25 protein-coding genes and 2 tRNA genes are annotated in these 24,982 nt (G+C 70.0%); 12 read left to right on the forward strand and 15 right to left on the reverse strand.

The annotated features are described in order from the left end of the window. Positions 1-47 precede the first annotated feature (47 nt). From LT972_RS05260 to LT972_RS05280, 4 genes are read left to right on the forward strand one after another with little or no spacing between them, the layout of a single operon-like run. Complete coding sequence (locus tag LT972_RS05260; protein WP_232572150.1) at positions 48-1,064, forward strand: DUF1616 domain-containing protein; 1,017 nt, start codon at positions 48-50, stop codon at positions 1,062-1,064. A gap of 1 nt (position 1,065) precedes the next feature. Then, positions 1,066-1,644 (forward strand): metal-dependent hydrolase, encoded by a 579-nt coding sequence (locus LT972_RS05265; RefSeq protein WP_232572151.1) that lies wholly within the window; start codon positions 1,066-1,068, stop codon positions 1,642-1,644. 51 nt (positions 1,645-1,695) lie between these two features. Further along, positions 1,696-2,586, forward strand: coding sequence for an LpxD N-terminal domain-containing protein (locus LT972_RS05270; RefSeq protein WP_269780546.1), 891 nt, complete (start codon positions 1,696-1,698; stop codon positions 2,584-2,586). Beyond that, complete coding sequence (locus tag LT972_RS05280; protein ID WP_232572152.1) at positions 2,583-3,359, forward strand: polysaccharide deacetylase family protein; 777 nt, start codon at positions 2,583-2,585, stop codon at positions 3,357-3,359. Before LT972_RS05270 ends, LT972_RS05280 begins: the two co-directional genes overlap by 4 nt. A 1-nt stretch (position 3,360) precedes the next feature. Here LT972_RS05280 and LT972_RS05285 read toward each other — a convergent pair whose 3' ends face one another. Next, complete coding sequence (locus tag LT972_RS05285) at positions 3,361-4,353, reverse strand: glycosyltransferase family 2 protein (RefSeq protein ID WP_232572153.1); 993 nt, start codon at positions 4,351-4,353, stop codon at positions 3,361-3,363. A gap of 330 nt (positions 4,354-4,683) precedes the next feature. Here LT972_RS05285 and LT972_RS05290 point away from each other — a divergent pair, with 330 nt between their 5' ends. The 3 genes from LT972_RS05290 to LT972_RS05300 all read left to right on the forward strand — a co-directional run bounded on the left by LT972_RS05290 (position 4,684) and on the right by LT972_RS05300 (position 7,817). Further along, positions 4,684-6,258, forward strand: a complete 1,575-nt coding sequence (locus tag LT972_RS05290; RefSeq protein WP_232572154.1) for a hypothetical protein — start codon at positions 4,684-4,686, stop codon at positions 6,256-6,258. 86 nt (positions 6,259-6,344) lie between these two features. Further along, entirely contained in the window at positions 6,345-7,262 is a 918-nt protein-coding gene (locus tag LT972_RS05295; RefSeq protein WP_232572155.1) for a glycosyltransferase family 2 protein, read from the forward strand. Positions 7,263-7,337: 75 nt separating this feature from the next. Next, positions 7,338-7,817: a DUF7344 domain-containing protein gene (locus LT972_RS05300; protein WP_232572156.1), complete on the forward strand. Its 480-nt coding sequence runs from the start codon at positions 7,338-7,340 to the stop codon at positions 7,815-7,817. Between the two features lie 74 nt (positions 7,818-7,891). Here LT972_RS05300 and LT972_RS05305 read toward each other — a convergent pair whose 3' ends face one another. The 5 genes from LT972_RS05305 to LT972_RS05325 form a co-directional block, all read right to left on the reverse strand. Then, positions 7,892-8,164, reverse strand: coding sequence for a hypothetical protein (locus LT972_RS05305; protein ID WP_232572157.1), 273 nt, complete (start codon positions 8,162-8,164; stop codon positions 7,892-7,894). A 281-nt stretch (positions 8,165-8,445) separates the two neighbouring features. After that, positions 8,446-8,519 (reverse strand) — tRNA-Thr (locus LT972_RS05310). A gap of 11 nt (positions 8,520-8,530) precedes the next feature. After that, the gene (locus LT972_RS05315) at positions 8,531-9,013 is read right to left on the reverse strand and encodes a GNAT family N-acetyltransferase (RefSeq protein ID WP_232572158.1); all 483 of its coding nucleotides are present in this window, start codon (positions 9,011-9,013) and stop codon (positions 8,531-8,533) included. Continuing rightward, on the reverse strand, positions 9,010-10,209 hold the full coding sequence (locus tag LT972_RS05320) for a phosphoglycerate kinase (protein ID WP_232572159.1): 1,200 nt from the start codon (positions 10,207-10,209) through the stop codon (positions 9,010-9,012). Before LT972_RS05320 ends, LT972_RS05315 begins: the two co-directional genes overlap by 4 nt. 160 nt (positions 10,210-10,369) lie before the next feature. Continuing rightward, positions 10,370-10,975 carry a CBS domain-containing protein gene (locus tag LT972_RS05325; protein ID WP_232572160.1) on the reverse strand — a complete coding sequence of 202 codons (606 nt, stop codon included), beginning with the start codon at positions 10,973-10,975 and terminating at the stop codon, positions 10,370-10,372. A 178-nt stretch (positions 10,976-11,153) separates the two neighbouring features. On the opposite strand from LT972_RS05325, the gene udk reads away from it, so the two are divergent. Further along, positions 11,154-11,813: a uridine kinase gene (gene udk / locus LT972_RS05330; protein WP_232572161.1), complete on the forward strand. Its 660-nt coding sequence runs from the start codon at positions 11,154-11,156 to the stop codon at positions 11,811-11,813. Positions 11,814-11,838: 25 nt separating this feature from the next. Here udk and LT972_RS05335 read toward each other — a convergent pair whose 3' ends face one another. After that, positions 11,839-12,162 carry a DUF5785 family protein gene (locus LT972_RS05335; RefSeq protein ID WP_232572162.1) on the reverse strand — a complete coding sequence of 108 codons (324 nt, stop codon included), beginning with the start codon at positions 12,160-12,162 and terminating at the stop codon, positions 11,839-11,841. A gap of 576 nt (positions 12,163-12,738) precedes the next feature. On the opposite strand from LT972_RS05335, the gene LT972_RS05340 reads away from it, so the two are divergent. Then, a complete protein-coding gene (locus LT972_RS05340) occupies positions 12,739-13,878 on the forward strand; it encodes a methyltransferase (protein WP_232572163.1) in 1,140 nt (379 codons plus the stop codon). Between the two features lie 63 nt (positions 13,879-13,941). Here LT972_RS05340 and LT972_RS05345 read toward each other — a convergent pair. Next, positions 13,942-14,023 (reverse strand) — tRNA-Ser (locus LT972_RS05345). A gap of 469 nt (positions 14,024-14,492) precedes the next feature. Between LT972_RS05345 and LT972_RS05350 the strand changes: the two genes are divergently transcribed. Continuing rightward, the gene (locus LT972_RS05350) at positions 14,493-15,686 is read left to right on the forward strand and encodes an orc1/cdc6 family replication initiation protein (protein ID WP_232572164.1); all 1,194 of its coding nucleotides are present in this window, start codon (positions 14,493-14,495) and stop codon (positions 15,684-15,686) included. A 247-nt stretch (positions 15,687-15,933) separates the two neighbouring features. Here LT972_RS05350 and LT972_RS05355 read toward each other — a convergent pair whose 3' ends face one another. Next, positions 15,934-16,698 carry a DUF2064 domain-containing protein gene (locus LT972_RS05355; protein WP_232572165.1) on the reverse strand — a complete coding sequence of 255 codons (765 nt, stop codon included), beginning with the start codon at positions 16,696-16,698 and terminating at the stop codon, positions 15,934-15,936. A 117-nt stretch (positions 16,699-16,815) separates the two neighbouring features. Between LT972_RS05355 and LT972_RS05360 the strand changes: the two genes are divergently transcribed. Beyond that, complete coding sequence (locus LT972_RS05360; protein WP_232572166.1) at positions 16,816-17,025, forward strand: hypothetical protein; 210 nt, start codon at positions 16,816-16,818, stop codon at positions 17,023-17,025. A gap of 63 nt (positions 17,026-17,088) precedes the next feature. On the opposite strand, the gene LT972_RS05365 is transcribed toward LT972_RS05360, so the two are convergent. From LT972_RS05365 to aroA, 6 genes are all read right to left on the reverse strand, one after another. Beyond that, positions 17,089-17,721 carry a uracil-DNA glycosylase gene (locus LT972_RS05365; protein WP_232572167.1) on the reverse strand — a complete coding sequence of 211 codons (633 nt, stop codon included), beginning with the start codon at positions 17,719-17,721 and terminating at the stop codon, positions 17,089-17,091. Between the two features lie 101 nt (positions 17,722-17,822). Next, positions 17,823-18,974, reverse strand: coding sequence for a chorismate synthase (gene aroC, locus LT972_RS05370; protein WP_232572168.1), 1,152 nt, complete (start codon positions 18,972-18,974; stop codon positions 17,823-17,825). Between the two features lie 114 nt (positions 18,975-19,088). Beyond that, entirely contained in the window at positions 19,089-20,504 is a 1,416-nt protein-coding gene (locus tag LT972_RS05375) for a PAS domain-containing sensor histidine kinase (protein ID WP_232572169.1), read from the reverse strand. A gap of 77 nt (positions 20,505-20,581) precedes the next feature. Next, positions 20,582-21,808: an alkaline phosphatase family protein gene (locus LT972_RS05380; RefSeq protein ID WP_232572170.1), complete on the reverse strand. Its 1,227-nt coding sequence runs from the start codon at positions 21,806-21,808 to the stop codon at positions 20,582-20,584. A 69-nt stretch (positions 21,809-21,877) separates the two neighbouring features. Beyond that, complete coding sequence (locus tag LT972_RS05385; RefSeq protein WP_232572171.1) at positions 21,878-22,405, reverse strand: hypothetical protein; 528 nt, start codon at positions 22,403-22,405, stop codon at positions 21,878-21,880. Between the two features lie 45 nt (positions 22,406-22,450). Next, positions 22,451-23,734, reverse strand: coding sequence for a 3-phosphoshikimate 1-carboxyvinyltransferase (gene aroA / locus LT972_RS05390; protein ID WP_232572172.1), 1,284 nt, complete (start codon positions 23,732-23,734; stop codon positions 22,451-22,453). A 78-nt stretch (positions 23,735-23,812) separates the two neighbouring features. Between aroA and LT972_RS05395 the strand changes: the two genes are divergently transcribed. Then, positions 23,813-24,982, forward strand: coding sequence for a M24 family metallopeptidase (locus LT972_RS05395; RefSeq protein ID WP_232572173.1), 1,170 nt, complete (start codon positions 23,813-23,815; stop codon positions 24,980-24,982).

The raw sequence follows: 24,982 nt of genomic DNA on the forward strand, positions 1-24,982 counted from the left end.
TGCAACGGTCGCAGCGCCTTTTGCCCGCGACGCCCCATCCGCGAGTGATGGTACGCAACGCCGCCGCGTGGACGGCCGACCTCGTCGCCGTCCTCGCGGCGACCGCACTCGCGCACGTCGCCGTCCTCGAACTCGGCGTCCAGTCCCCGCTCGTCCGCACCGCCCTCCTCGCGCCCGTCGTCCTGCTCGGACCGGGGTACGCGCTCGTCTCGACGCTCTACCCGGAGCGCCGCGAGCCCGGTCCGACCGACAAGCCCGCGGGCTCGCCGGCCGCCGTCTCGAAGCCCTCGACGCGTTCGCTCCCGCCGACCGTCGCCGGCCGCGTCGCGCTCGCCGTCGCCGCGAGTCTCGTACTCGTCGCGTCGTTCGCGCTCGTCGCCGCGTACACCGTCGGCATCGACTCCGCGCTCGTGTTCTCCGCGACCACCGCCGCCACCGCCGGCCTCTCGCTGCTCGCGCTCGCTCGGCGCGCGAACCTCGACGAGCGAGCGCGGTTCACCGTCGCGGAGTTCGACGCCGGCCTCCCGTTCGGCGCACGGAGCGACTCGCTCGGGCGGGAGAGCGGCGGGCGCGGGCGCGTCGCGAACCTCGCGCTCGCCGTCGGCGTGCTCGCGCTCCTCGGCACCACGGCGTTCGCGGCGACCGCCGCGCCCGCCGACGACGACGTGACCGAGTTCTACCTCGCCACGCCCGACGGCGACGGGTCGTTCACGGCCGACGACTACCCCCGAGAGTTCCCGGCTGACGACGGCGAACCGGTCGTCGCGCGCATCGGCAACCACGGCGGCGGGGACGCGACGTACACCGTCGTCGCGACGGTCCAGCGCGTCGACACCGGAGACGGCGGCGTCGAAGTCCTCGAACAGCGCGAACTCGCGCGCGCCGACGCGACGGTCGCGGCCGGCGAGACGGCGAGCGTCGAACACGAACCCGCGCCCGACCTGACCGGCGACGACCTCCGACTCGTCTACTTCCTCTACGAGGGCGACGCGCCCGCGACGCCCTCGGCCGACTCCGCGCACCGCGTCGTCCACTACGGCATCACGGTGGACGGAGGCCGGTAGCGTGTGGCCGTGGGGCCACCTCGCGTTCGGGTACGTCTGCGTCTCCGCGCTCACGCGCGTCTTCGCGGGTCGGCCGCCGTCCGACCGCGAAGCCCTGCTCGTGCTTCTCGCCACCCAACTCCCCGACCTCGTGGACAAGCCACTCGGCTGGGGGTTGGACCTCTACGCGACCGGCTACGGCGCCGCGCACTCGGTGCTCGTCGCCGGCCCCCTCCTGCTCGTCGTGCTCGCGTACGCCGTCCGGAAGCGCTCCGTCGCGGCGCTCGCGTTCGTCGCGGCGTACGCCTCCCACCCCGCGGGCGACGTGCTGAGCGCGCTCCTCGACGACAACCCGGCGGCGCTCTCCCGCGTGCTGTGGCCGGTCGCCGACCTCCCGGCCTACGGCACCGAGAGGGGGTTCGCGGAGCGCGCGCTCCACTACTTCGCGGCGTACGCGACCGAACTCGCTGACCCCACTGCGCTCGCCGCGCTCGCCGCGTACGCCTCCGTGTTCGCGGCGGTCGGCGCGCTCTGGCTCTACGACGGGGCGCCCGGAACCGGGCTGCTCCGAGACGCCGAACGGCGCGCTCGACGGCGCTGACGCGGCTTACCAGACGTATAAGTAAGCGCGTAGGGCGTCGTGAACGCGGTAATGCCAGCATCGGACGCCATCGACTCGCCGGTCGGCGTGGTCGCGCACGCGACCGACCCCGACTTCGACGCGACGGCCGCCGACCTCGCGGCCGTCCTCGACGCCGACCGCGTCGGCCCGAACGTCGCCGTCTCCGGCGTCGCACCGCTCGACGCAGCCACCGCGACCGACCTCGCGTTCTCCACCTACGACGACCCCGAGCCAATCGCGGACTCCGGCGCGGGCGTCGTCGTCGTGCCGACCGACGTGTCGATTCCCGCGGGTCGCGCCGCGCTCCGCTCTCCCGACCCGAAACGGGACTTCGTGCGCGTCCTCCGCGAGTACGTCGGCGACGGCGCGACGCCGGGCGTCCACCCGACGGCGGTCGTCAGCGACGACGCCGAACTCGGCGCCGACTGCGTGGTCGGCCCGAACGCGCACGTCGGCCCGGGCGTCGTCCTCGGTGACCGCGTCGTCGTCGGCGCCGGGTGTGCGCTCGGCGGCCCCGGATTCGGGTTCGTGCGAACGCGAGACGACGAACTCCTGCGCCAGCCTCACGTCGGGACGGTGCGGGTGGGCGACGACGCCGAACTCGGCGCGAACTGCACCGTCGACCGCGCGCCGTTCGGCGAGACGGTCGTCGAGCGCGGCGCGAAACTCAGCGCGCGCGTCCACGTCGCCCACGGCGCTCGCATCGGCGCTGACGCGACCGTGGCGTTCGGCGCGGGCGTCGCCGGCGGTTCGACCGTCGGCGCGCGCACGACCGTCCACCCGCACGTCGCGGTGGCGACGGACGTGACAGTCGGCGACGACGCCGAACTCGGGATGGGCGCGGACGTACTCGACGACGTGCCGAGCGGGGCGCGCGTCGTCGGGTCGCCGGCACGGCGCGTCGACGGGGCCGAGCGATGACTCGCGGCGCGACCGAAGACCCGCGCCGGGAGACCGGCGACGTGGCGTTCACGTTCGACTGGTACGCCGACTTCCTCGACGCGCTCTGCCGGCGCGGACGGCGGTTCAGGTCGTACGACGACGACCTCGAAGCGGGCGACGTGGTGTTGCGCCACGACGTGGACTGGTCGCCGCGGAACGCGCTCACGACGGCGCGCATCGAGGCCGACCGCGGCGTCACCGCGACGTACTTCTTCCTGCTGTCGTCGCCGCTGTACAACGTCTTCCACCGCCGGAACCGGCGCATCGTCGAGGAGATTGCGGCGCTCGGCCACCGCGTCGGCGTCCACTTCAGCACCTACCAGCACTGGGACCGCGAACCGCCGGAGGGCGTGCTCGCCGAGCGCGTCCGAGACGAGCAGCGCGCGCTCGACACCGTGGTCGCCGACCTCGAACCCGCGGTGTCGTTCCACCGGCCGCCGGAGTGGGTGCTGGCCAGGGAGTTCGACGCGTTCACCTCGGCGTACGAGCCGCGGTTCTTCGAGTCGGTGGCGTACCGCGCGGACTCGAACCAGCGCTGGCGCGAGGACCACCCGCTCGCCGGCGGCGTGCCGGAGACGGTACAAGTGCTCACGCACCCGGGGCTGTGGGGGACCGAGGACGCCGACTACGAGACGCGGCTGGCGGCCCACGAGGACGAAGAGCTGGGGCGCACGCGGCAGTTCATGGACGACCAGTTCGTCGACAAGCGGTACAACGCGGCGGAGTTCTGCGAGTTCGAGCGCCGCTACTGAGTCAGCGGGCCTCGTCGGCGGTGACGGCGAGGTCGCGGTTCGCGGTGCGGTCGAGTATCATCGCGAGCACGACGAACAGCGCGCTCGCCGCGAGCACGGCGAACGCGTCGACCGCGCCCTGGACGGCGAACAGGAGCGTGCCGGTGGCGGCGGCGACGCCGACGCCGGTGCCGAGGATGCCGAGGACGTACAGCAGGGGGACGGGGTACGAGCCGTGGTCGAAGTACTTGGCCTTGAGTCGCCACGCGAAGTCCCGAGCGAGCAGCGAGGACACCTTCGGGACGTAGGACCGGAGCGAGATGTGGCTGGTCTCGTCCTCGTAGACGGCGCGCCGCGGCACGTCCGCGATGGTGGCGTCGACGGCGTTCAGGCGGACGAGCAGGTCGTTGCAGTAGCCGTAGTCCTCGTACATCTCCTCGATGTCGACGGCGTTGAGGGCGTCCCGCGAGATGGCCGTCGAGCCGTTCTGGGGGTCCATCACGTCCCAGTAGCCGCTGGCGACCTTCGTGAGAAAGGAGAGCACGAAGTTCCCGAACTGTCGGTGTCGGGGCATCGCGTCCCGGTCGCGGTCACCGAGTCGGTTGCCCTTCGCGTAGTCGGCGTCGCCGGCGGCGACGGGTGCGACGATGCGCTCGACGATGTCGGGTTCGGTCTGTCCGTCGCCCGCGATGACGAGCGTCACGTCGACGCCGTCGGCGAGCGCTCGCTGGTAGCCGGTCTTGATGGCGCCGCCGACGCCGCGGTTCTCCTCGTGGGCGACGGGGACGACCCGCGGGTCGAGCGTGACGCCGGTGGCGGTCTCCGGCGCGTCGGTGAGGTGTTCGTTCGCGGCGGCGGCGTGGTCGCGGATGACGCGGAGCGTGTCGTCGGTGGAGCCGTCGTCGACGACGTACGCGCGGTCCACGAACTCGGGGAGCGTGTCGATGACGCCGCCGATGTGGTCGGCTTCGTTGTACGCCGGGACGACGGCGCCGATGGTCTTGCCGTGGTACATCTCAGTGGGTGTCGGCGCGGCGACGGTCGGGCGTCGCCGTCGGTGGGTGGTGTGTCGTGTCCATCGTGGCTGTCCTACGGGAATCCAACGGCGGCGGAGCCTTCATTATGAGTCTGGTAAGCCGCGGTTCGCGCCCGCCAGAGCGATAGTAGGAAAATGGATACTTCTCGAGGGTTCGTTCGGCGGACATTCCGCCGTGCGACCACAATATTTAGGTGTAACGGCCATTATCCAGTATCTAAGCCACAACATACCGGCTGAATTAAATAAATGAAACGAGAAAATAATTCCGAGAAATTCAATGAATCTGGTACGTCACCGGCTGACTCGGTGACGGGACGCGAACTGAGCCGACGCGACTACCTCGGCACCGCCGTCGGCGCGGCCGCCGGTGTCGCCGGTCTCGCCGCGCTCGGCGACCGCGCGCGCGCCGCCGACGACTGGTACGCCGGCTACGCCGACGACTACGAGACGGTCGTGGACGTCACCGAGGCCGGCGCCGACGACACCGGCGGCGAATCCATCACGGACGTCCTCGAAGCCGAGGCCGGCGACGACACGCTCCTCGTCTTCCCCGCCGGCGAGTACCGCATGGACGAGCAGTTCCGGTTCACCGGCTTCACGAACTTCGGGATGGTCGGCGACGGCGCGACCATCGTCCCCGGCAGCATCGACGCCGTCGACGGCAACGTCGTCACCGCCGGCGAGTTCGACGGCGCCGCGCGCCTCTTCCGCCTCGGCGTCGTCTACGCGCCCGGCGAGGACCTCCTCGTCGAGGGGTTCGACTTCGACTTCACGGCGGCCTCGACCGGCCTCCGCGCCATCGAGGCCTACGTCGCCGACGACATGACCGTTCGCGACATCGACGTGGTCGGCGAACACGACACCGGCACCTTCGGCCCCGCCATGTTCTCGGTCACCGACCCCGACGGCATCGCCACCGTCGAGGGGTTCCGTGCCCCCGACGGCGCCGCGTTCACCGAGGACACCGTCGGCGACATCTCCGTCGGCCCCACGGGCATCCTCGTCCCGCCGAGCCACGAGGGGAAACTCTGGTTCCGCGACTGCGAACTCGGGTCGTTCCCCGACAACGGCCTCTACGCGTCCAGCCCCAACGGCCGCGTCGTCGTGCAGGGCGGCACGTTCCGGAACTCCAACGTCTCCAACATCCGCCTGATGGGAGACTACAGTTACGTCCTCGACGCCACCATCGTCGTCGACGACCTCCTCGACGGACACACCCAGACGGGGATTCGCCTCGACCGCGGCGAACACCTCTGGGTGTACAACACCACCATCGACGCGCCGGTCCCGAACGGCCCCGTCATCCGCGTTCAGGACGACGCCACCTCGGCGCGCATCCAAGAGACCTCGATATCTGTCGGTGACCGCCCGAGCCACGCCATCACGATGTCTCCCGACGCCGGTGTCGTCGACATCTTCGACACGGACATCGAGTTCGACGGCGCCGGGAACGCCGTCCAAATCAACGGCCACAACGACGACAGCGACTCCCCCGTCACGCTCCGCCGCGTCACCGTCACCGGCGACGCGAGCGGCGACCACGGCCGGAACGCCATCCGCGTCATGCGACAGGGCTGCCTGCTCGACGACGTGGTCGTCGAACAGCCCGGCACGCACTACCGGCGCGCCCTCGAACTCCACGGCGACGACACCACGATAGACGGCGGCACCTACCGGTCCACGCATCACCCCATCGTGAACGTCGCGGACGGCACCGCTCTCGACGGCGTGACCGCGCGGTCCTACGACGGCTACCAGGCGCTCAAACTGTACGACGGCTACGCGGACGTCACCGTCACGGACTCCGAACTGTACGAGGGCATCGTCGACCGCGGCGTCCGGAACCTCGACCTCTCGGGGAACAGTTACCCGGACGCCTGAAGCGGGACTTAACAACCGTATAAGCCACTCTCCCGAGATTTACGCCGCAGATAGTGAACTGACTGGTGTGCCTACGGACGCCCGAAATGCCCACGGTCAGCGTCATCGTTCCGACCTACAACCGCGCGGACTCGCTCCCGCGAACCATCGACAGCGTGCTCGCGCAGACCCACGACGACCTCGAACTCGTCGTCGTCGACGACGCCTCGACGGACGACACCCGAGCCGTCGTCGAGCGCTACGACGACGACCGCGTCACGTACCTCGCACACGCCACCAACCGCGGCGGGAGCGCCGCCCGGAACACCGGCATCTGGGAGAGCGACGGCGACTACGTCGCGTTCCTCGACTCCGACGACGAGTGGCACCCGGAGAAACTCGAACGACAGGTGCGCGAACTCGAATCGCGCTCCGACGACTGGGTGGCCGCGTACTGCGGCGTCGAGATGGTGCGCGAGAACGGAGAGAACCCCGTCCTCGGGTGGCTCCGCCGCCAGTTCGGGCGCCTCAGCGAGACGGAGGGCGCCGAGGGCGGCGAGGAACTCGTCGCGGACGTGCTCGCCGACGACCTCCACACGAGCGCCGGGTCGACGCTACTCGTGGAACGACCGGTCGCCGAGCGCGTCGACGGCTTCGACGAGTCCTTCGACCGCTTCCAGGACCCCGAGTTCCTCGTTCGCGTGCTCCGCGAGGGGCGACTGGCGTACGTCGACGACCCGCTCGTCTCCCGGTACGCGTCCGGGAACCCGTCCGCCGACGAACTCCGGGACGCCGACGAGCACTACCTCCGGACGTTCAGCGACACCGTCGAGCGCCTCGAAGCCGGCGGCCGCGACGTCCGCGGCGCGCACGCCTACTTCCTCGCGAAGTGCTACCTCGCCGAGGGCCGCTTCCGGACCGGTGCCCGGTACCTCCGACGCGCCCGCCGACCGCGCCCCCGCCAGTATCCGGGCCTCGCCGCGAGCGTGGTCACAGGCGTCGGGAGCGCGGTCGGCGGCCGGTGACGCGGCCACCTTTATGGTCGCGGCGCCCGCGGTACACACCGACGCGACGCCGCCCGCGCGACGCGTCCCAGTGAGATGACAGACGCCACGAACCCCTCCGCGGAAGTCGGCGCGCTCGTCGGCGACAGACGCCAGCGCATCGTCGCGATGGTCCACGACCGCGGCCGCACCGTCACCGTCGACGAACTCGCGGACGCCGTCGCCGAGTGGGAGGCCGACCGCGGCCTCGACAGCGACTGGGAGGACATCCACCAACACCTCCACGAGGTCGACCTGCCGGCGCTCCACGACGCCGAGTTGCTCGTCTTCGACCCCGAAGAGGGCGTCGTGGACACCCGCCGCACGGTCGCCGACGACTGGCCGACCGCCGACGACGACGAGTCCTCGGGCCGGTTCTGGCCCGCGTACGTCGTCGCGGCCGCGGGCGCCGGCGGCGCGCTCGTCGCCGCCGCGGCCGCGCTGCGTCCCGGCGTCCCGGCGTCGGCGCTCTGGGCCGTCTGGGCCGCGGGCACCGTCTCCGTACTCGTCGCCACGCTCGCCGTCGACCAACTCTGAACGCCGCAGAAAAACGTCACCGGGGTGGATGACAGTCCCCTGACCGACCGCGAGCCGGCGGTTCGGCGCCGCCGTCAGTTCGTGGTGTCCGTGCCGTTGGTGGTGTCGGTGCTGTTCGTGTCGTTGGTGCTATCCGTTGTTTCTGTGTCGTCGCCGGTCGTGTCGTCACCCGTCGTGTCTGTGCCCCCGACGCCCGTGTCGTCGCTCGTCGTCACCGGCTCGCCGCCCGTCGTGAGGTCGCTGTCCGTGCCGTTCTGTGCGTCTCCGCCGCCGCCCGGCCCGGCACAGCCCGCGACCACGAGGAGCAGGCTGACCGCGAGCGCGCCGAGTGCGTAGCGTCGATTCATGCAATCACGCCCTGTGAGGGCATTCGGTTCGTCGGCCCGACGGCGAATAAAGCGGGTCAGCCGTTGCGCCGGATTTCGACGATTTCGGCCGTTCGAACGGTCCACAACGGTTCAGTCCGGGGGTTTCCGAGAGAACGTCACCGGTAGCGCACAGTCAGGAAAGCACTACCGAACGGCAACAATCCAGTCAACCGAGTCGCCGGAACGAAATCACCTCGCGCCGGCCCCCGCTCTCGAAGACGAGCAGTATGGATTCGAACTGCGCGTATAGAATACGGGTAAGCCAAGGGTGGGATTCGAACCCACGTATTCTCGATTACAAATCGAGTGCTTGAACCGCCCAAGCTCCCTTGGCGCAGTCGGGAGTTAGTCGGGGTCCTTTGTGTGCGTGTCGCTTTCGAGCGGTTTCTCCAGTGTGACCCGATGCGGGGCGTAGCCCCGGCGCTCGTAGAGGCGGCGCGCGGCGGCGTTGTCCCAGAGCGCTTCGACGGCGAGCACGTCCGCGCCCTGCTCGCACAGGCGGGCTTCCGCGCGGTCGAGGAGCGCGGAGCCGACGCCGTCGCCGCGGGCGTCGGGTGCGACGTAGACGTTGTCGACGACGCCGCGGTCGGCGTCCGTGTCGTAGAGCCCGGTTTCGACGTGGAACATCACGAAGCCGACCGGGACGCCGGCGTCCTCGGCGACGAGACAGCCGTCCGCGTGGACGTACTGGCGCACGAGGTCGCGGGCCTGCTCGCGGTTCTCCGCGGCGAGCAGGTGGGAGCCGTGGTCGCGCTGTTCGTCGGCGAGCGCCACCCAGAGTTCGGTGACGGCCGCGACGTCGTCGCCCGTCGCGGCCCGCACCGTCATCGGTCGAGGGCCTCCACCGCGGCGAGGGATTCGCCGGTGAGCAGGCGGAGCGCCGCGCCGCCGCCCGTGCTCACGTGGTCGAACCCGGAGAGCCCGAACCGCCGGATGGCGGCCGCCGTGTCGCCGCCGCCGACGATGGTGTACTCGGCGCCGGTCGCGGCGTCGAACACGCCGCGGGTGCCGTCCGCGAACAGGTCGTCCTCGAAGACCCCCGCAGGGCCGTTCAGGACCGCCGTCCCGGTCTCCGCGAGCAGGTCGCCGTAGGCGGCGATGGTGTCGCTGCCCACGTCCATGACGGCCTCGTCGTCCCGCGGCGGGAGCTCCGAGACTGCGAGTTCGACGCGTTCGCCGTCGCGCTCGACGGCCACGTCGACCGGGAGGCGGATGCGGTCGCCGTGCTCGTCGAGGAGGGCGTTCGCGCGCTCGATTTCGCTCTCGTAGCCCCGGTCGTGGATGAACTCGGTGCTCTCCCGACCGACGTCCACGCCGCTCGCCGCGAGGAAGACGTTCGCGACGACGCCCGTGACGAGCACCGTCTCCGCGAGGCCGTGTTCGAGCGCGTGCTCGGCGACCGTGACGGAGTCCGGCACTTTCGCGCCGCCGACGACGTACGTGCGGGGCGTCGGCGTCTCCTCGATGCTCCCGAGCACGTCGAGTTCGGCCTCCATCACGCGGCCCGCGTACGACGGCAGGACCTCGGGGAAGCCGACGAGCGACGGCTGAGAGCGGTGCGCGGCGGCGAACGCGTCGTTCACGTACGCGTCGAGCGCGGGCGCGAGCCGAGAGACGAGGAACGTCTCGGCGGCCCGCGACGGCTCGAACTCCATGTACTCCTCGCTGTAGAAGCGCGTGTTCTCTAAGAGGACCGCCTCGCCCGCGTCGAGGTCCGCGACGGCGTCGCGGGCGTCCGCGGAGAAGGTGGCGTCGCAGTACGCGACCTCGCGGTCGAGGAGTTCTCCGAGGCGGTCTGCGTGCGGTTCGAGGCGCGCGAACTCGTCGCCGCCCGGCCGTCCCTGGTGGGCGAGAATCGCGACGCGAGCGCCGCCGTCGAGCAGTTCGGCCAGCGTGTCCACGTGCGCCCGCAGGCGAGCGTCGTCGGCCAGCGTGCCGTCGTCGGCCAGCGGGCTGTTGATGTCGACCCGTACCCCGACCGCGGTGTCCATCGCGTCGAGGTCGTCGAGGGTCCGTATCGCCATGCAGACGTTTCGACTTCGCCAGCCTGTAAAGGCGTTACTGTCCGGGGCGTGATTCGTTACTGTCCGAGCGGTGATTCTTCGGGTGTGGCGACGAGCCGAGCGGCGTCGAGTCCGTCGGCGCGTCGCGAGAAGTGGCCCGCGGGCGGCGGTTCGCGTCGGGTCAGACCGACCGGCACTCGGTACAGAGCAGGCGGCCGTTGACGTCCACGAGTTCGGTGGCGAGACTGCCACAACTCTCGCAGACGCCCTGTTCGGCGTAGTCGTTGGCCGGCGAGTCGGCGTACTCGTCTGCGGGCGCGTCGGCGAACTCGCCGCTCGGCTCGCTCGACTGGGCGCCGCCGCCGACGGCCTGTGCCTGTGCCGTGCGTTCCAGCGACCGGTCGGCGCGCTCGGTGATTGCGGGCGCGACGTCGCGGGCTTCGACGATGCCGCGGACGTCGTCGTCCTCGTCGACGACGAGGACGCGCGGGTCGCCGGTCCGCCCCATCACGTCGGCGGCCTCAGCGATGGAGGCGCCGAGCGGGAGCGACGCGGGCGTGGACTCCATCACGTCAGAGACGGTGACGGTGTCCGCGGCGCCGTCCTCCAGCAGGAAGTCGAAGACGGTGCCGGCGGTGACGACGCCCACGGGGTCGTTCCCGCGGAGGACGACGGCGCTGGTGGTGTGTTCCGAGCGCATCAGTTCGACTGCGTCGCGGAGCGCGTCGGCCTCGCTGACCCCGACGAACTCGTGTGACATCACGTCCCTGAGGGCCAAGTGAGTCATGTGAACACCTAGCAGTCAAGTGGGCTAAAAGGTATCCCCGAAACGCGTATGCCACGCACTCGCGTACTTCACTGGGGCTCGGTCGGCGCGCAGTCGTGTCGGCTCGTTTGCGTGAGTTCGGGCGCGACCGGCGCCGAAACGCTGGATTCAACACCGCTCGCGCGCGTGCCGTGAAGCAATGACCATCCCGTCGTTCGCCATCGGCATCGCCGGTGGGACAGGCGCCGGCAAGACGACGGTCGCCCGCGAAATCACCGACAACGTCGGTGAAGCCGTGACCCTCGTCCCCCTCGACAACTACTACGAGGACCTCAGTCACATGGACTTCGAGGAGCGCGCGAACGCCAACTACGACCACCCGTCGGCCTTCGAGTGGGAGTTGCTGCGCGAGCACCTCGACGCCCTGCTCTCCGGCCAGACCGTCGAGATGCCCCAGTACGACTTCGAAGAACACCTCCGCAAAGAGGAACGCGTGACGGTGGAGCCGACGGACGTCATCGTACTGGAGGGGATTCTCGCGCTGTACGACGACGCCCTCAACGACATGCTCGACCTCCACATCTACGTCGAGACCGACGCCGACGTCAGGATTCTCCGGCGCATCGAGCGCGACGTCGTCGAACGCGGCCGCGACCTCGAAGGCGTGATGGAGCAGTACCTCTCGACGGTGAAGCCGATGCACGAGCAGTTCATCGAACCGACGAAGAAAGACGCCGACATCATCATCCCGGAGGGCGCGAACTCCGTCGCGGTGAACCTCTTAGAGGAGAAAGTGCAGGCCGAGAGCTCCGAGATGGCGGCGTGGGCCGCGCGCGACGACGACCGCTACGAGACCTGAACGCCGGCGGCGGCGCGGAAACGCGCTACTCGGAGGGGTGGTACTCCCACATGTTCGCGCGCCGCATCGCCTTCCCGGTCGCGCGGTGGAAGGCGATTTTCGTCTCGAACTCGGCGTCCTCGACGTGCTCGAAGATGTCCGACACGGAGACGACCTTCTTGTGGTTCAGGCGCACCGGCCAGTCGCCGAACTCCTCGACGAACTCGTCTTTCGCCAGCGGGAAGTCGTCGTCCTCGTCGACCATCTTCGAGAGGACCGCCATCCCGTAGTTTCGGCCGCCCTCGCTCCCCTTCTCCCCGTCCGGGTCGTGAATCCAGTCGCGCCCCGAGGGGTCTTCCATCTCTGCCATACGTCAGTCGTTCCGCGCTGGCCCCAAAACGGTTTCTCAATCAGCGCGCCAGGAGAAACCGTTTAGTGGCTGGTCGTTGGACGTTCAGTCGTAGTTGCACACCGCCTTCAGGTCGACCGCGACTCGCTGACTGCTCGGTGATTCGTCGTTTCCGGCTCTCGACGATGCCGGCGGTCGCGTGACGCGGTTCGGCCGGCTCGCCGGCTGTGGGCGCCCCGACGACCGACCGCGACGAGCGGTCCGGTGGCTGGGCGTCGCGCTGTCCGGTACTCGGCACGAGCGCTGCGGGCCCGCAGTTCCGACTGTCTCTCGCCTCGAGCAGTCGCCGTCTTTTGCGCCCCGGAGCGCTCGCTGACCCGTTCGTCCACCGACGCGAGCCGCCGAACCACGCACATTGCCACGCGACACGCCGACACGACCGCCGCATCGAACACAGACAGAACTGCTGTATCGAACGCCGCCACGACCGCCGTATCGAACGCCGCTACGACCGCCGAATCGGACGCCAACACGACCTGCGACGCTCACCGGCCCGCCGCCGAACCGCCGGCGCCCGACGCGCCCGAGGTGGTCGCCGTGACGCGCTCGGGCGAGGAGTTGGCGCTGGAGGCGCGGGTCGACGACGCGCCGCCGGAGTACCGCTTCCGGACCGCGGACGGCGTCTGCTCGAAGGACGCTTTCCGGCCCGCCGAACTCCTGCTCGCCGACGCGCTCTGGGAGGATGCGTCGGACCGACTGCTCGTCTTGGAGGGGAACTACGGCGTCGTTCCGACGGTGCTCGCGGGCGCCGCCGGGCGCGTCGCCGTCACCGAGTCGAGCGCCCGCGCTGCGAATCTCTGCGAGCGAAACGCCGCGTCGAACGACGCCGACGTGGACGTTTCGCTCGTCGCCGACCCCGCGTCCGTCGGCGGCGAGTTCGACGCCGTGGCGTACGCGCCGAAACCGTACACGCCCCTCGACGTCGCCGCTCAGCGCATCGCGAACGCCGCGGAACTGCTCGCTCCCGGTGGACGGGTCTACGTCGCCGCCGCGGACGACGCGGGCGCGTCGCGGTACGAATCGTACCTTGGGGAGGTTCTGGGCGACGCGAGCGAGGTTCTGGCCCACGACAGGTGTCGCGTCCTCCGAGCGACGCGCTCCGAAGCGCCGGGTGCCGGGAGTGCCGAAGCACCGACGTACGTCGAAGCGCGAGCGCTCGCGCCGACCGTCGACGGCGTCGACCTCGAACTGGTGTCCGTTCCGGGGCTGTTCGCTGCCTCGGCACTGGACCACGGCACTCGCCTGCTCGCGGAGACGGTGGCCGTCGCCGACGGCGACCGCGTGCTCGACCTCTGCTGTGGGTACGGCGCGCTCGGCGCGTACGCCGCCGCGAGCGCGGACTGCGAAGTGTGGCTGACCGACGACGACCGCGTCGCGACGGCCTGCGCCGAGTGCAGTCTCGACGCGACGGGCGTCGAGGGCACCGTGGTGACTGCCGACGGCGCGAACGGTGTTCGCGGGCGGACGTTCGACACGATTCTCTCGAATCCGCCGACCCACGCCGGTGACGGCGTCCTGCGGGAGTTGTTCGCGGGTGCGCGAGACGTGCTGGCGGCGGACGGCGAACTGTGGGCCGTCCACCACCGCGACCTCGACCTGCGGCGGCACCTCTCGGCGTTCGAGACTATCGAGGAGCGCGAGGCGGGCGAGGAACACGTCGTCTTGCGAGTGTTCTGAGTTGGAGCGGCGCCGACTGGTGGCGTAGCGAGCGCTGCGCGACCGAAATCGAGAGGACGGAAGCGGTGAGGATGGGATTCGAACCCATGAGGCTGACGCCACCGGTTTTCAAGACCGGCGCATTAGGCCGCTCTGCCACCTCACCGCGCGGTCGGACGTAGCAGGGAGGGACGGTTGAAACTGTCGTTGTCCCCCGGTCGGCGAGCGGGTGGAGAGCGACTCGGTGGGGTTCGTTCGCTCCCCCACCCCGGATTTCGAGTGTTTCGGCGAGAGAGAAGGAGTGATTGTTCGGGAGTGCAGAGAATCGTGGACGAACCGGGCGGTGGAACTGGCAGCGAAACGACAGGGGGCGACGAGCAGACCACACTCCCACCCCGATTTGCAAGTGTTTTCGGATTCGGAAGCGGGGTCGTTCGGAGGTGGGGAGACGCTCGGAGATGGGAGGTTCCCAGAGGCGGGAGACGCTCGGAAGTGAGAGATGCCCGGAAGTGGGAGTGGTTAGGGGGTCGAAGGCCGTTCGGCAACGGCCGTCGTTACACGAGCAACACGGGAAACTCAAGAAACTCTCGAACCAGTAGTATTATGTGTCGGGTGGTCGAACTGGTGCAGTAGCGATGAAGACGCCGTTCCGCGACCGCGTCGAGCTGTTCACCAACAAGGACGTCCTGAAAGACCACTACGAGCCCGACGAGATTCTCGAACGGGACGAGGAAATCGACCAGTACGCCAACGCCCTCCAGGACGTGGTCGACGGCTGGGAGCCCGACAACGTCTTCGTCTACGGGAAGACGGGTGTCGGGAAGACAGCCGTGACGCGGTACATGATGGACGCGCTGGAGTACGAGGCCGCCGAACGGGACGGCGTCGACAGCGTCGTGAGCGTGGAAGTGAACTGCCACCACCACCCCTCGTCGTATCAGGCGGCAATCGCGCTCGTCAACGAACTCCGCGACGACACCGACCGCGACCCTCTGACGACGGGGCTCTCGACCTCGGACGTTCTCAACGCGCTGTTCGACGAAATCGAGGCGCGAGAGGGAACCGTCCTCATCGTCCTCGACGAAATCGACAACCTCGGGGACGACGACATGCTCCTCTACCAGTTGCCGCGCGCGAAGACGAACGGCAACATCTCGGACTCGCAGGTCGCGGTGGTCGGCATCTCGAACGACTACACGTTCCGCAACGACCTCTCGCCGAAGGTGCAGGACACGCTCTGCGAGCGTGAAATCAAGTTCCCGCCGTACGACGCAAACGAACTCGTCACGATTCTGGACGACCGCGCCGAGCGCGGCCTGCGCGGGGACGTCCTCGACGCGGGCGTCATCCCGCAGTGCGCGGCGCTCGCCGCCCGCGACCGCGGGAGCGCGCGACAGGCCATCGACCTCTTGCGGGAGTCCGTGAACGTCGCCATCGAGGACGAGCGCGAGACGGTCAGCGAGGGCGATGTGGACGCCGCCGTCGAGCGCGTCGAGCGCGGCCGCATCAAGGACTCCATCAAGGACCTCACGACCCACGGCCAGTACGTCCTGCTCGCGGTGACACAGATGGCCGTCGAGGAGGAGACGCCGGCTCGCGCGAAGGAACTGTACGAGGTCTACGAACAGGTCGCGGCGGAGTACGCCTCCGAACCGCTCAGCCAGCGCAGCGTCCACGACCACCTCAACGACCTCTCGATGCTGGGATTCCTCCGACAGCACGACCGCAACTACGGCCGGGGCGGCGGCCAGTTCTTCGAGTACGAACTCGACGTCGACGCGGAGATGGTCCACGAGGCCATCGCGGACGCGGACGAAGCCGGCGAGTAGGTGTCGGCACACCCACTCACACTGCGGGCTCGCTTCCCGAGGCGAACACTCGAAAACCGGGGCCTCCCCGTGTCTCGCTCAGTCTCTTCCAGTGTGCACACCGACCACCGCTCCCGTTCGCACTATCACTTGCAAACCGGGGTGCCCGCCCGTGTCACTGTCCACGTCCCGGCCAGTTACTGACAGAACACTCGAAAACCGGCGTCCCCCGGCTAGCCTCGAATACCGCCGGCTTCGCGTTCGCGTCTCACTCCCGGACGAGGAACCGGTCGCCGTCCTCGGCTTCGACGCGGAGGCCGCGGTCCTCGACGAACGCGGTGGTGTACGCCGGGACGAGGCGGCCCGCCGCGCGGCGCGCCCGGAGTTCCGACACGAGCGAGACCAAGTCCTCGCCCGTGCGAACCCGGCCGACCGACGCCAGGAAGTCGACGTCGCGTCCGGCGTCGACGGCGCGCGCGTTCACGTTCTCCAGCGCCGGCGCCTCGAACGCGTCCGCGAAGTCTATCGGCTCCCGGAACCCCGCGAAGTAGAGTTGTCCCTCCCGCGCCGGGCCGAGCACCACCGGACTTCGGCGGAGTTTCATCGCGGCGCTGTCGACGTCCTTCCGGAGGAACAGCGGCGCGTCGGGTTCGAGCACCGCCGCGGAGTTCGCGCCCTCCGACTCCAGTAAGTGCGTAATCGTGTTCCCGACGCGCGCCGACTTCGAGGAGCCGACCTGCACCTCGACGCGCGCGTCTTCGGCTTGCTCGTCGTCGAGCACGTCGTCGACGAGCGCGCGAACCGCCGCCTCGGCGTCCGCGCCCTCGGGGACGTGCTCGTCGGGCAGTTGGTCGTCCGACCGGTAGTTCACGAGCAGGTCTCCGCCGCTCTCCGCGGCCGCGAGGAACGCGTCGGCGGCCATGGCCTCGTACAACTCCGTGGCTTCCGACGCCGAGAGCGGCGACGTTTCGGGGAGCGCGGGCAACACGAGTCCGTCCCGCGGCGGGTCCAGCGTGACAGCGACGACGGTCATACTCGGCTGTCGGTGCCCGCGGTGCTTGAACGCCGTGGTCCGGCGACGACCCCGGCTCCGGCACGTGGCGCCGGGACTCACCCGTGAATCTAAGTCACCGCCACCGGAACCCCCACTATGCACACGACGAAACTCCTCGCCGGCCTCGCGCTCGCGTCGATTCTCGGATTCCTCGTCGGCGCCGCCACCGCCCTCCCCGGCGCGGTCGAGACGACCGCCGGCGTCGCCACCGCCGCGCTCGCCGCGCTGGTCGTCGTCGGCGTCGTGTTCGCCGGTATCGGCGGCGCGGGGCAGGCCGGCGACCGCGGCCGCACGCCGTACTGGTGAACGACGGCGGCGCCCACCGAAAATGGTGAACGGCAGCGGCGCCCACCGAAAGAACAGTCGCTCCTACCGCTTCCGTCGTCCCTTCGTTTGCCGGTAGTCGGTGTCCTGCAAGTCGAGGAAGAACTCGACCCACTCGTCGGCGCGCTCGTCGGTCAGATTCTCGGGCGCGACCATCGGCACGAGTTCGAACCCCCTCCCGCGAATCGCCGTCGCGTGGCGCTCGGCCACATTGAGGTCGCCGGCGGGCGTCGTGGTGTACTCCTTCCCGAGTTCGGTGAGCGCGCGCTGGCCGACGGGCACCAGAATCTCGGGGTTTATCATGCGCACGTCGGCGTTCAGGTACGGTTCGCAGGTCACGACCTCGTCGTCGGTCGGCTCCCGGTCGGGGTGGCGACACCGCGTCAGGTACGTCAGGAAGGCATTCTCCAGTTCGGGCTCCTCGCTGTCGGGGAGCGAATAGTTCAGGCCGACACTCCCGAGGACGTGCTGGAAGCGCTCGTCGGCGTCGCCGCCCGTGAACGGGACGCCCGTGCGCTCGGCGCCCGCGCTCGGCGCTTCGCCGACGAACACGAAGTCCGCGCCCACGTCGCCGTAGCCGTGGACGACGCGCTCGCGCTCGTCGCAGAGGCCGGGACAGTTCCGGCAGTCCTCGTCCATCCCGTAGGGGTTTTGCTGGGCGTCCTGTTCGGCGTCCATCTACCCGAGTGTGGGGCCGCGTTCCGGAAAGCCGCTTCGCTCGCACACTCGTCGAATCGCAGGCGAAACTCGGGAGACTGGCGCGCCGGGCCAGGCCCGCGTCACTCGTTTCGCGGACTGCTCGGGTGGTAGTCGGTGTCGTACTCGCCGGGCCGGTCGTCGAGGCGGTCGGGGTTGATGCGGCCGCCGAGCAGCATGAAGTCGAGAATCGTGAGATTCAACATCGCCTCCACGACCGGAACGCCGCGGGGCGGCAACACCGGGTCGTGGCGGCCGATTACCTGTTCGGTCTTCTCCTCACCGGTCTCCCAGTCTACCGTCTCCTGCTCCTTCGGAATCGACGTGGGCGCGTGGAGCGTGACCTCGCCGTAGATGGGTTCGCCCGTCGTGATGCCGCCCTGCAGGCCGCCGTGGTCGTTCTCCTTCGGAACTGGGTCTCCGTCTTCGCCGAACTCCCAATCGTCGTTGCGCTCCTTCCCGGTGTACGTCCGCGCGTCCGTCCCGAGGCCGAACTCGAAGGCGGTGGCCGCGGGCACCGACAGCATCGCCTGTCCGAGTCGGGACGACACGCTGTCGAAGCGCGGCGCGCCGAGTCCGCGCGGGACGCCCTGAATTTCGAAGTAAATCGACCCGCCGATGGAGTCGCCCTCGGCCTGGTACTCCTCGATGCGTTCCTGCATCTCCGCGGCCGTCTCCGGGTGCGCGCAGCGCACGTCGTTGTTCTCGGTGTGTTCGAGCATCTGCTCGAAGGACACCTCGGGCGCCTCCACGTCCCCGATTTGGTTGACGTGGGCTTTCACCTGGACGCCCTCCTGCTCCAGAATCTCCTTCGCGATGGCGCCCGCCGCCACCCAGTTCACTGTCTCGCGGGCCGACGACCGGCCGCCGCCGCCCCAGTTCCGCGTGCCGAACTTCGCGGAGTACGTGAAGTCGCCGTGCGAGGGACGCGGGGCCGTGACGAACGGCTCGTACTTCCCGGACTCGGCGTCCTTGTTCTGGATGGTCATCCCGATGGGCGTCCCCGTCGTGTAGCCGTCCTGAATCCCCGAATTTATCGTCACCTCGTCGGGCTCGCCCCGGGACGTGGTTATCATCGACTGGCCGGGCTTCCGGCGGTCGAGTTCGCGCTGAATCGTCTCCTCGTCGAGTTCGAGGCCCGCCGGACACCCCGACACCACCACGCCCATCCCGGGGCCGTGGCTCTCCCCGTACGTCGTCACCTGGAACAGTCGGCCGAAGCGGTTGCCGTTCATTGTCTGAGGATACGGCGCGAGGGGTTTAGTGCTTGCAGTCGGCGCAAGCGACGCCGGCCGCGACGCGACACCGCCTGTACCGCCCCCGCTCACGAGGCGCCGGTCGCGGCCGCCTCAGTCGTCGGTCGCGAACGCGTCGTCGTAGGGCGCCGTCCGAACGCCACGGAACTCGAAGCGCGCGCCGCCGTCCGCGCTTTCGGTCGCGTCGACGGTCCAGTCGTGGGCGGCGGCGATGTCCGCGACGATGCTCAAGCCGAGCCCGGAGCCGTCCGAGGCCGTCGTCCACCCCGACTCGAAGACGGACTCGCGTTCCTCGGCGGGGATGCCGGGGCCGTCGTCGGCGACGAAAAAGCCGTCGTCGGACACGCCGACGGTCACCGCCACGCTGTCGCCGCCGTGCTCTATCGCATTCCGGAAGAGGTTCTCGAAGAGGTGCGTGGCGCGGTTCTCGTCGGCGTACAGGACGCCGTCGGTCGCCACGGTCAGCGTCGCGTCCGCCGTCGCGACGTTCTCCCAGCACTCGTCGACGACCGCCGCCAGCTCGAGGGGTTCGACCGCGTTCACCTCGGCGCCGCCCCGCACCATCGTCAGCGCGTCCTCGACGATGTCCCGCATCCGGTCGTGGGCGCGCTCGACGTTCTCCAGTCGCTCCCAGTCCTCGCTCTCGCGGGCGAGTTCGAGGTTCCCCTCCGCGACGTTCAGGGGGTTGCGGAGGTCGTGGGACAACACCTCCGAGAGGCGCTCCAGTCGGTCGATTTGGTGGTAGAGGTCGCGCTCGTACCGGCGGCGCTCGGAGACGTCGCGGTACATCGTCACGACGACCGTCTGGTCCTGGAGTTCGGTTCGCTGCGCGCTCACCTCGACGGGTATCCGGCGCCCGGTCGCCGTCTCGACGAGCAGCGGGTCGTCGTCGCCGAACCGCGCCGCGGTCGTCTGCTCCCCGCGCCGGTGACTGTCGAACAGCGACTGATACCGGGCCGCGTCCTCGGACGGGTGGAGCGCGGTCTGTGGCCGGCCCACCAGTTCGTCCTCGGTGGCGTCCACGAGGTCGGTCGCGGCGCGGTTCACTTCCAGAATCTCTCCCGTGTCAGCGTCGGCGACGACCGCCGCGTCCGGCGCCGTCTCCAGCAGCGTCCGGTACTTCCGGCGCAACCGCTCCTGTTCTGCCGTGTCCCGAACCGCCGCGATGACCTCCGGTTCGTCGCCGGTCGCCACCGGACTCAGGCTGATGTCCACGGGGAACGTCGACCCGTCCTTCCGGCGGCCGCGCAGGTCGAGGCCGGCCCCCATCGGGCGCGACGACGGGTTCTCGAAGTACGCGTCGCGGTGCTCGGGGTGGTCGTCGCGGTCGGCGAGCGGCACGAGGCGTTCGACGGGCGCGCCCTCCAACTCGGTTCGGTCGTAGCCGAACAGTTCGGTCGCGCGGTCGTTCGCGCGCCGAATCTCGCCGTCCGACCCGACGACGAGAATCGCGTCGGGCGAACTGTTGAAGAAGGCCGCGAGCCGTGTCGCCTCTGTGTCTCCGTTCATCGCCTGGCGGTCTCTATTGTCCGACTGTACGGTACATACTGGAGATAACTATTCTCCTTTCACCCAACCGCTGGGAACTACCGAAGCGCGGTCAGGCGCGCCGCCCCGAACGGCACGAGCATCTCGTCGGGGTGGAGGCCGCCGTGCATGCCGGCGAGCGCCAGTTCTCCGGCTTCGTCGCCCGTCCAGAGCGCGCCCTCGCGTGGGACGACGAGGAGGTCCCCGCAGTTCCGGTCGAACGCCCCACCCGGCTCGCCGCGGCCCCACAGTCCCTCCGCGAGCGCTTCCGCTCGGGAGAACACGAGCGCGTCGAGGTCGGCGAGACAGTCGCGGGCGGCGGCTTCGTCGGTCACCCGGAGGTGGACGTTCCGCGGGCCGCCGAGCACGAGGGGTGTTCCCGACCGGTCGGTGGGGACGTGTTCGAGGACGCCGGTCGCCTCCAGTTCGGTGCCGCCGTCGACGGGCACCTGCCCGTGGTCGGCGACCAGACAGACGACGGTGTTCTCCGCGGTGGCGTCGTCGAGCGCCCCAAACGCCGTCTCCAGCGCCGCACACACCTCGCGGACGGTCGCGTCGTACTCGGCGCTCTCGGGGCCGTGGTGGTGGCTCGCCGTGTCGATACCGGGATAGTAGGCGTACGTGTACGACGGCGCGTCGGCGGCGCGCAGCGCGTCCCGCACGCCGAGCGCGAACCCCGACGCTCCCGCGTAGTGATGGGTGGTCGCGCCGACGGTGGACGCGTCACCGTACCCCGGTCCGTAGTCGGGTTCGACGACGTGGGAGTCGACGCCCGCGTCGGCGAGGCGCTCGTAGACGGGCGCACCGTCGAAGAGGTCACCCGGCGCGAGCGATAGGTCGCCGCCGTCCTTCGCGGCGTACGGCAGCGTCTCGTAGACGGTGTCAGCGTCCGGGTCGTAGCCGTTCCACCCGAGCATCCCGTGTTCGACCGGCTCGCGGCCGGTGTGCATCGTCGTCACGCACGCCGCCGTCTCCGAGGGGTACGTCGACGTGAGCGGCGTCACCCGTCCCGATTCGACGAACGAGTCGAGGAGCGGCGTCTCGCCCGCGACGCGTTCGAACTGCGCGAACCCCAGCGAGTCGAGGAACAGGACGAGGACGTGGTCGGCGCTCGCGTCCACGCCGTCGAAGGCGTCCGCGGGCAGGCCGTCGCCGAGGTCCGCGCCGACCACCGACGCGGCCGCCGCCGGCACGCCGGCGAAACAGTAGCCGCCGTAGTCGGGGCGAACGTAGCCGTCTGCGAGTTCGTCGCGCCGGAGGGCGTCGGCGCGGGCCGAATCGAGCATATCCGACACGACGCGGGCGACGGGAAAAACGTCCGGGGTGGCGTGCGGGCGTTTGGCACCGCCCCGAGGTCAGTTGTCGCGGTGCGCGTCCCACGCACGTTCGTCCAGTTCCACCCGTTTCACGTCGTAGACGCCCGATTCGGCCCCCACCACGTCGAGTTCGTCGCCGGCCTCCACGACCGCACACCGCCCGGTGAGCGGTGCGCTGTTGAAGTCCTCGCGGCCGGCGGTCTCCTCGAAGCACTCGCCGACGTCGCCGGGACTGCCGTCGCAGACGCCGAGTTCGTACTCGACGGCGTCGAACTCCCCGGTCAGTCGGTCGTGTGTCGCGTCGTCCACGACCACACCTGTCGGGGGTTCCACGGCCGCCGCGACGAGCGCCGGGTCGTAGTAGCCGTGTACGCGCCCGTTGGCCGCGTCGTGGTTCACGCGGAGAACCCGCGTCGCGCGTTCGCCGCTGGCCGCCTGCCAGCGAACGCGGACGGACTTCGCGTGGACGAAGGCCGCGTGTTGCTCGTCGAACGTACTCGCACACCCGGCGCAGGCCGCGACGCCCGTCGTTCCGGCCGCGGCGAGGAACTGTCGTCTGGAGGGCACTACCGCACGGAACCGGGCGACCGACGTAAAAACACCGAAGCGCGGTTACACGTTTACGGCCGCGCCGAGACCGTACAGCGCGTCGAAGAAGTCGGGGAACGACACGTCGACGTGCTCGGCGCCGTCGATGGTCGTCTCGCCGTCCGCAACGAGGCCGGCGACGGCGAGCGCCATCACGAGGCGGTGGTCGCCGCGGCCGTCGACGTGCGCACCCGAGAGGTCGCTCTCGCCGCCGCGCACGACCAGTTCGTCGGGGTGTTCCTCGACGCTCGCGCCCATCGACGCCAACTCCTCGGCCATCGCGCTCACGCGGTCGGTCTCCTTGTACCGGACGTGCTCGGCGTCCGTGATTCGGGTCGTGCCGTCGGCCGCCGCCCCCAGCACCGCGATGGTCGGGAGGAGGTCGGGGGTGTCCGCGACGGACACCTCGACGCCCGCGAGCGCCGAGCGCTCGACGGTGATGCGGCCCTCGCTCTCGCGCCAGTCTATCGTCGCGCCCATGTCCGCCAGAATGTCGACGATGGCGGCGTCGCCCTGCGCGCTCGGGCGGGCGCCCTCCACGACGACTTCGCCGTCGGCCGCGAGCGCGCCCGCCGCGAGCAGGTACGAGGCCGACGAGAAGTCACCCGGCACCGCGTACTCGCCGTCGGTCGGTTCGTAGAACTGGTCGCCGGGGACGCGGTAGCCGTCCCGGCGCTCCTCGGCGTCGACGCCGAACGCGTCCAGTACGTCCAGCGTGATGTCGACGTACGGCGCGGACTTCAGTTCGGTCGTCAGTTCGACCTCGACGCCGCGGTCGGTGACCGCGCCCGCCATCAGCAGCGAGGTGACGAACTGCGAGGAGACGTCGCCCGGAATCGACGTGGTGCCGCCCTCGATGGGGCCGTCGACGACGAGCGGCGCCTGCCCGTTCCCGCGCGTCGAGCGCGCCTGCCCGCCGAGGTCGCCGACCGCCGCCAGCAGTGGTCCGTGGGGTCGCGACCGCAGGGACTCGTCGCCCGTGAGGACGGTCGTGCCGTCCGCGAGCGCCGCGGCGCCCGTCACGAGTCGCATCGTCGTCCCGGAGTTCGCGCAGTCGATGACGTCCGCCGGTACGTCCGGGCGTCCGCCGAACCCCGTCACCTCCCAGTCGCCGTCCTCGCGCTCTTCGTCGCCGCCGAACGCGTCCACCGCTCGCGCCGTCGCCTTCGTGTCCGCGCTCACGAGCGGGTCGCGGACGAGCGCGCCGTCGGCGTACCCCGCCGCGAGCAGCGCGCGGTGCGTGTAACTCTTCGACGGCGGGGCGCGGGCCGTCCCGCTCACCCGCGAGTTCGTGACAGTCGCTTGCATACGTCGACCGACGGCGGCGGCGACAATCAGGATTCCGGAGGCGGTAGCGTTTAGGCGCCGCCCCGACGACTCGGTGGCATGGACCCCGACTTCTCGCGACTGGACGAATTCCTCGACGAGCGCGGCCTCGACGGCTACGCGTTCCACGACGACGACTCGAACTCCGACCTCCTCTACACCACCGGGTTCGGCGCACCCGACCCCTTCTTCGCCGTCTACACGCCCGAGGCGACGGGCATCCTCGCGTCCTCGCTGGAGTACGGGCGCGCGAAACGCGAGAGCCGCGCTGACGCCGTGAAACGCCTCTCGGACTACGACTTCCAGGCGAAGCGCGCCGAGCACGGCCCGGAGGCCGCCCAGCAGTTGGTGCGCGCCGAGTTCCTCGCGGACCTCGGCTGCGAGTCCGTCGCCGTCGGGTCGTCGTTCCCGGTCGGCACCGCCGACGGCCTGCGCGACGAGGGCGTCGCCGTCACCGTCGACGCGGACAACGTCGTGATGGACATCCGCGCGACGAAGACCGACGAGGAAATCGAACACGTGCGCACCGCCCAGCGCGCCAACGAGGCGGCGATGGCGCGCGCCGAGGAACTGATTCGGGGCGCCGAACCGGTCGACGGCGTCCTCCACCACGACGGCGAACCGCTCACCAGCGAGTTCGTCCAACAGGAGATAGAGATAGAACTGCTCCGCCACGGCTGTGCGCTCGACGACACCATCGTCGCGGGCGGCGCGCAGGCCGCCGACCCCCACGACCGCGGGAGCGGCCCGCTCGCGGCCGACGAGATGGTCATCGTCGACATCTTTCCGCGGGACAAGGCGTCGAAGTACCACGCCGACATGACCCGCACCTTCCTCAACGGCGAGGCCTCCGAGACCCAACGCGAGTGGTACGACGTGACCGAGAAAGCCCTCCACGCCGCCCTCGACGTTGTGGAGGCGGGCGTCACCGGCGAGGAAGTCAATCAGGCGGTCGTGGACGTCTACGACGACCACGGCTTCCCCACCATCTTCACCGACCCCGAGACGGAGACGGGGTTCATCCACTCGACGGGCCACGGCGTCGGCCTCGACGTCCACGAGATGCCCTCCATCTCCCACGGCGGCGACGAACTCCGCGCCGGCCACGTCATCACCATCGAACCCGGCCTCTACGACCCGGACGTCGGCGGCGTCCGCATCGAGGACATAATCGTCGTCACCGAGGACGGCTACGAGAACCTCACCGACTACGAGATTTCGCTGGTCTGA

This window comes from Halobacterium litoreum, from assembly GCF_021233415.1.
Taxonomy (GTDB): domain Archaea; phylum Halobacteriota; class Halobacteria; order Halobacteriales; family Halobacteriaceae; genus Halobacterium; species Halobacterium litoreum.

Bases quoted from the DNA above. Each gene is read 5' to 3' on its own strand.
- LT972_RS05285 (WP_232572153.1), bottom strand. From the start codon at position 4,353: ATGTACCACGGCAAGACCATCGGCGCCGTCGTCCCGGCGTACAACGAA.
- LT972_RS05380 (WP_232572170.1), bottom strand. From the start codon at position 21,808: ATGCTCGATTCGGCCCGCGCCGACGCCCTCCGGCGCGACGAACTCGCA.
- LT972_RS05360 (WP_232572166.1), top strand. From the start codon at position 16,816: ATGCACACGACGAAACTCCTCGCCGGCCTCGCGCTCGCGTCGATTCTC.
- aroC (WP_232572168.1), bottom strand. From the start codon at position 18,974: ATGAACGGCAACCGCTTCGGCCGACTGTTCCAGGTGACGACGTACGGG.
- LT972_RS05355 (WP_232572165.1), bottom strand. From the start codon at position 16,698: ATGACCGTCGTCGCTGTCACGCTGGACCCGCCGCGGGACGGACTCGTG.
- LT972_RS05295 (WP_232572155.1), top strand. From the start codon at position 6,345: ATGCCCACGGTCAGCGTCATCGTTCCGACCTACAACCGCGCGGACTCG.
- LT972_RS05375 (WP_232572169.1), bottom strand. From the start codon at position 20,504: ATGAACGGAGACACAGAGGCGACACGGCTCGCGGCCTTCTTCAACAGT.
- LT972_RS05365 (WP_232572167.1), bottom strand. From the start codon at position 17,721: ATGGACGCCGAACAGGACGCCCAGCAAAACCCCTACGGGATGGACGAG.
- aroA (WP_232572172.1), bottom strand. From the start codon at position 23,734: ATGCAAGCGACTGTCACGAACTCGCGGGTGAGCGGGACGGCCCGCGCC.
- udk (WP_232572161.1), top strand. From the start codon at position 11,154: ATGACCATCCCGTCGTTCGCCATCGGCATCGCCGGTGGGACAGGCGCC.
- LT972_RS05395 (WP_232572173.1), top strand. From the start codon at position 23,813: ATGGACCCCGACTTCTCGCGACTGGACGAATTCCTCGACGAGCGCGGC.
- LT972_RS05305 (WP_232572157.1), bottom strand. From the start codon at position 8,164: ATGAATCGACGCTACGCACTCGGCGCGCTCGCGGTCAGCCTGCTCCTC.
- LT972_RS05325 (WP_232572160.1), bottom strand. From the start codon at position 10,975: ATGACTCACTTGGCCCTCAGGGACGTGATGTCACACGAGTTCGTCGGG.
- LT972_RS05315 (WP_232572158.1), bottom strand. From the start codon at position 9,013: ATGACGGTGCGGGCCGCGACGGGCGACGACGTCGCGGCCGTCACCGAA.
- LT972_RS05320 (WP_232572159.1), bottom strand. From the start codon at position 10,209: ATGGCGATACGGACCCTCGACGACCTCGACGCGATGGACACCGCGGTC.
- LT972_RS05335 (WP_232572162.1), bottom strand. From the start codon at position 12,162: ATGGCAGAGATGGAAGACCCCTCGGGGCGCGACTGGATTCACGACCCG.
- LT972_RS05280 (WP_232572152.1), top strand. From the start codon at position 2,583: ATGACTCGCGGCGCGACCGAAGACCCGCGCCGGGAGACCGGCGACGTG.
- LT972_RS05270 (WP_269780546.1), top strand. From the start codon at position 1,696: ATGCCAGCATCGGACGCCATCGACTCGCCGGTCGGCGTGGTCGCGCAC.
- LT972_RS05300 (WP_232572156.1), top strand. From the start codon at position 7,338: ATGACAGACGCCACGAACCCCTCCGCGGAAGTCGGCGCGCTCGTCGGC.
- LT972_RS05260 (WP_232572150.1), top strand. From the start codon at position 48: ATGGTACGCAACGCCGCCGCGTGGACGGCCGACCTCGTCGCCGTCCTC.
- LT972_RS05350 (WP_232572164.1), top strand. From the start codon at position 14,493: ATGAAGACGCCGTTCCGCGACCGCGTCGAGCTGTTCACCAACAAGGAC.